The sequence below is a fragment of the Kitasatospora sp. NPDC127111 genome, assembly GCF_042677465.1.
Lineage (GTDB): Bacteria > Actinomycetota > Actinomycetes > Streptomycetales > Streptomycetaceae > Kitasatospora.
The window spans coordinates 1-3,695 of record NZ_JBHXTG010000160.1 but is presented as its reverse complement, the minus strand read 5'-3'; the positions used below and the strand labels follow the sequence as shown (position 1 = coordinate 3,695).

The 3,695-nt window shown below is 73.8% G+C and carries 3 protein-coding genes; 1 reads left to right on the top strand and 2 read right to left on the bottom strand.

Annotated features, from left to right (window positions below):
- Positions 1-79: 79 nt before the first annotated feature.
- Both ACFVHB_RS39955 and ACFVHB_RS39950 read right to left on the bottom strand, forming a co-directional pair.
- Positions 80-454, bottom strand: coding sequence for a hypothetical protein (locus ACFVHB_RS39955; RefSeq protein WP_380332874.1), 375 nt, complete (start codon positions 452-454; stop codon positions 80-82).
- A 13-nt stretch (positions 455-467) separates the two neighbouring features.
- Positions 468-1,322, bottom strand: a complete 855-nt coding sequence (locus tag ACFVHB_RS39950; RefSeq protein ID WP_380332872.1) for a leishmanolysin-related zinc metalloendopeptidase — start codon at positions 1,320-1,322, stop codon at positions 468-470.
- A 698-nt stretch (positions 1,323-2,020) separates the two neighbouring features.
- Between ACFVHB_RS39950 and pgm the strand changes: the two genes are divergently transcribed.
- Positions 2,021-3,658, top strand: coding sequence for a phosphoglucomutase (alpha-D-glucose-1,6-bisphosphate-dependent) (pgm, locus tag ACFVHB_RS39945; RefSeq protein WP_380332871.1), 1,638 nt, complete (start codon positions 2,021-2,023; stop codon positions 3,656-3,658).
- Positions 3,659-3,695: the final 37 nt, after the last annotated feature.

Here is a 3,695-nt window from a genome sequence, read left to right as displayed (position 1 = left end):
CACGTGGACCGGGGCCGGACCGGTCGTGCCCTCGGCACGTACCCGCCGCGGTTTCCCCGCACCCGTCGAGGCCGCGGTCTCAGGTGCCGTTGCCAGCCGTGCCAGCCGGGTCGGCGGGTGGCGCGGGCCGGGGCGGGTCGGGCAGCAGGCGCAGTCGGGTGCAGGGGACGGTGACGTAGAGGCCGGCCGGGGTGACGACGCGGCAGCGGTCCCCGGTCTGGACGAGGAGGGCGACGGCGGTCCCGGTGGGGATGACGCCGTCGGGTGCGTCCTCGGGTGCGCTCGGGTCGTACCAGAAGGGCTGGTCGGCGGTGAGCGCGTGGGTGAAGCGGTTCGGTGGGGGTCGTACGACGTTGTCCCGGGGGACGACGGACTGGCTGTCGAGGACCGAGGCTTCGGGACGCCGGACGACGTAGCGCTCGTCCTCGGGGTGGGATCGGTCGTGGTCCGCCATGGCGGGTGGTGCCTCAGGCGACCCGGAGACTGTCCGGGGGCAGGATGTCGGGAACGGTGGGGAGCATGACGCCGATGTCGATCGGGGCGTTGCGGGCCCGCAGGGCGCCGCTCTCGAGCAGTTCGAGGTGGTCGGGCAGCCGGTAGGGGTCGGCGGCGGCCAGGTCGACCACGTAGCCGAGGTCCTGGAGGCTGGCCACGGTCAGCCGGCTCAGCGGGTTGCCGGCCCGGCCCACGAAGCCGGTCATGAGTTCGTTGTCGAAGACGCTCTCACGCCAGTGGCCGTCGGCGGTACCCGGGCCGCCGGTGTTCTCGACGGGGACGGGCCTGTTCGCGGTGCGACCCGTGAGGGCGGCGTATTCGGTCTCGGCGTTCTGGCCGACGAAGGTGGGGTTGGGGGTGCCGGCACCTCGCAGGAGGCGCTTGTCCGTCCAGACGGTGCCGATGCCGAGGGCGTGTCCCATCTCGTGGGTGATCACGTCGACGAGCGTGCCGGTGGCCTCCATGGCCGCGAGGTCGGCCGTGTCGAAGGACATCACGGCGGTGACCGGGAGGAACGCCGACGGTCCGATGCCGGGGCGCAGGCGTGTCGGTCCGCATTCGCCCAAGGTGTGGCCGGGGCCGTCGATGGACTTGCCCTCGGCCTCGACGAGGAGGTCGTCGACGATCCGGTCGCCGATGGCGACGTCGGGCAGGTCGCCGACGATGACGTGGGCCCAGCGCTCGGCCGCGGTCTTGAACGCGTCCTTCTGGGTGTCGGTCAGCCCGCCGCGGAACTCGACTTCGATGGTGAAGGGGGATTCGGTGTCGGCGAGGCGCTTGGCGGCCTCGGCGTCGGCGCGCGCGATGTGGGTTTCGTAGGCGCTCATGGTTTCCCATCCCTTCGTGGGAAAACCGCATCACGGTGTGGAGGGGAGCGTGTGCGGAGAGTATCGGGAGGCTCGGTGCCCGGCGCCGCGTCCTTCCGATCCTTCCGGATGTCGGGTGGGGAAGGACTGACGGCCCGTGGGGCGGTGGGCGCGGGAGGCGGTGGCGCGCGTGTGGCCGGCGGTCCGCCCGCTTGCTTTCTTCGATTCTGTCTCCCGGTCCCGTCGGTCCGGAATCCCCCGTACTACCCCTGTTCGTTGAGTGTCGCGGGCGATGCGTGCGGTGACGGCGGGGCGTCGCACACGTGGGCGCGCGGAGCCGGGTGGCCGAGGCGGGTGATGACGGTGGGTCACGGATCGGGCCGCGAGGCCGGCGCCCGGGCCGCAGTCGCCCGGGACCGGTGCGAGGCGCGGGCCGCTATGGTGACGCTGCGTAGCGCGACGTTCAAGCCGGGCCGGCGGTGGGCCGCCCGGCGGGCCGAACGGGGCCGGGTCGGGCCGGGAGGGTCGGCGGGTCCGGCAAGATCCGGACGGCGGACCGGCCGCCTCGGCGAGCCCCCCGCGAGCCGCTCCGGCGACCGCCCGGGTACGCCCGGGTACGGCCGGGGGTCGTCTTCTGGTTACGATCGGTGAGCACGGGGCAAGGAAGCGCCGGGCCGGCCGGGCCGGCGACCGGACAGGGAACTGGTGGGAGACAACAGATGGCACACGCACGGGCCGGTCAGCTTGCGCAGCCGGACGACCTGGTGGACGTGGCGCGGCTGGTGACGGCGTACTACGCGCTGCACCCGGACCCGGAGGAGCCGGGCCAGCGCGTGGCCTTCGGCACCTCGGGCCACCGCGGCTCCTCGCTCGACGCGGCGTTCAACGACGACCACATCGCGGCCACCACCCAGGCGATCTGCGAGTACCGGGCCGCCCAGGGCATCACCGGCCCGCTGTTCCTCGGCGCGGACACCCACGCGCTCTCCGAGCCGGCCAAGGTGACCGCCGTCGAGGTGCTGGCGGCCAACGGCGTCACCGTGCTGCTGGACAGCGCCGACGGTTACACGCCCACCCCGGCCGTCTCGCACGCGATCCTGGCGCACAACCGCCGCAACCCGCAGGCGCTCGCCGACGGCATCGTGGTCACGCCCTCGCACAACCCGCCGCGCGACGGCGGCTTCAAGTACAACCCGCCGAGCGGCGGCCCGGCCGGCTCCGACGCCACCGGCTGGATCCAGGACCGGGCCAACGCCCTGATCCGGGACGGCCTGCGCGGCGTCAAGCGGGTGCCGTACGCCCGCGCCCTGACCGCGGCGACCACCGGCCGGCACGACTTCGTCACCGCCTACACCGAGGACCTCGTCTCCGTCCTGGACCTGGACGCCGTCCGGGCGGCCGGCCTGCGGATCGGCGCGGACCCGCTGGGCGGGGCGTCCGTCGCCTACTGGGGCCGGATCGCCGAGACCCACCGGCTCGACCTGACCGTCGTCAACCCGGTCACCGACCCGACCTGGCGCTTCATGACGCTGGACTGGGACGGCAAGATCCGGATGGACTGCTCCTCGCCCGCCGCCATGGCCTCGCTGATCGGCCGCCGCGCCGAGTACGCGATCGCCACCGGCAACGACGCCGACGCCGACCGGCACGGCATCGTCACTCCGGACGGCCTGATGAACCCGAACCACTACCTCGCGGTGGCCGTCGACTACCTCTACCGTCACCGGGCCGACTGGCCCTCCGACGCGGCGGTGGGCAAGACCCTGGTCTCCTCCTCGATGCTGGACCGCGTCGCGGCCGACCTCGGGCGCGAGCTGACCGAGGTGCCGGTGGGCTTCAAGTGGTTCGTCGACGGGCTGCTGGAGGGCTCGATCGCCTTCGGCGGCGAGGAGTCCGCCGGGGCGTCCTTCCTGCGCCGCGACGGCGGGGTGTGGACCACCGACAAGGACGGCATCCTGCTCGCCCTGCTGGCCTCGGAGATCACCGCGGTGACCGGCCGCACGCCCAGCGAGTACTACCGCGACCTGACCGGCCGCCACGGCGCCCCCTCCTACGCCCGGGTGGACGCGCCCGCCGACCGCGAGCAGAAGGCGCTGCTCGCCCGGCTGTCGCCGCAGCAGGTCAAGGCCGGCGAGCTGGCCGGGGAGCCGATCACGGCCGTCCTCACCGAGGCGCCCGGCAACGGCGCGGCGATCGGCGGCATCAAGGTCTGCACCGAGAACGCCTGGTTCGCCGCCCGCCCGTCCGGCACCGAGGACGTGTACAAGATCTACGCCGAGTCCTTCCAGGGCGACGAGCACCTCGCCCGCGTCCAGGCCGAGGCGCGCGAGCTGGTCACCGAGGTCCTGGCCGGCTGAGCCGCCGGCCCCGCGGCGGCCCGGTTCGACGCGAACC

Excerpts from the sequence above, each read along its gene's own strand:
- ACFVHB_RS39955 (WP_380332874.1), bottom strand. The coding sequence starts at position 454 with ATGGCGGACCACGACCGATCCCACCCCGAGGACGAGCGCTACGTCGTC.
- ACFVHB_RS39950 (WP_380332872.1), bottom strand. The coding sequence starts at position 1,322 with ATGAGCGCCTACGAAACCCACATCGCGCGCGCCGACGCCGAGGCCGCC.
- pgm (WP_380332871.1), top strand. The coding sequence starts at position 2,021 with ATGGCACACGCACGGGCCGGTCAGCTTGCGCAGCCGGACGACCTGGTG.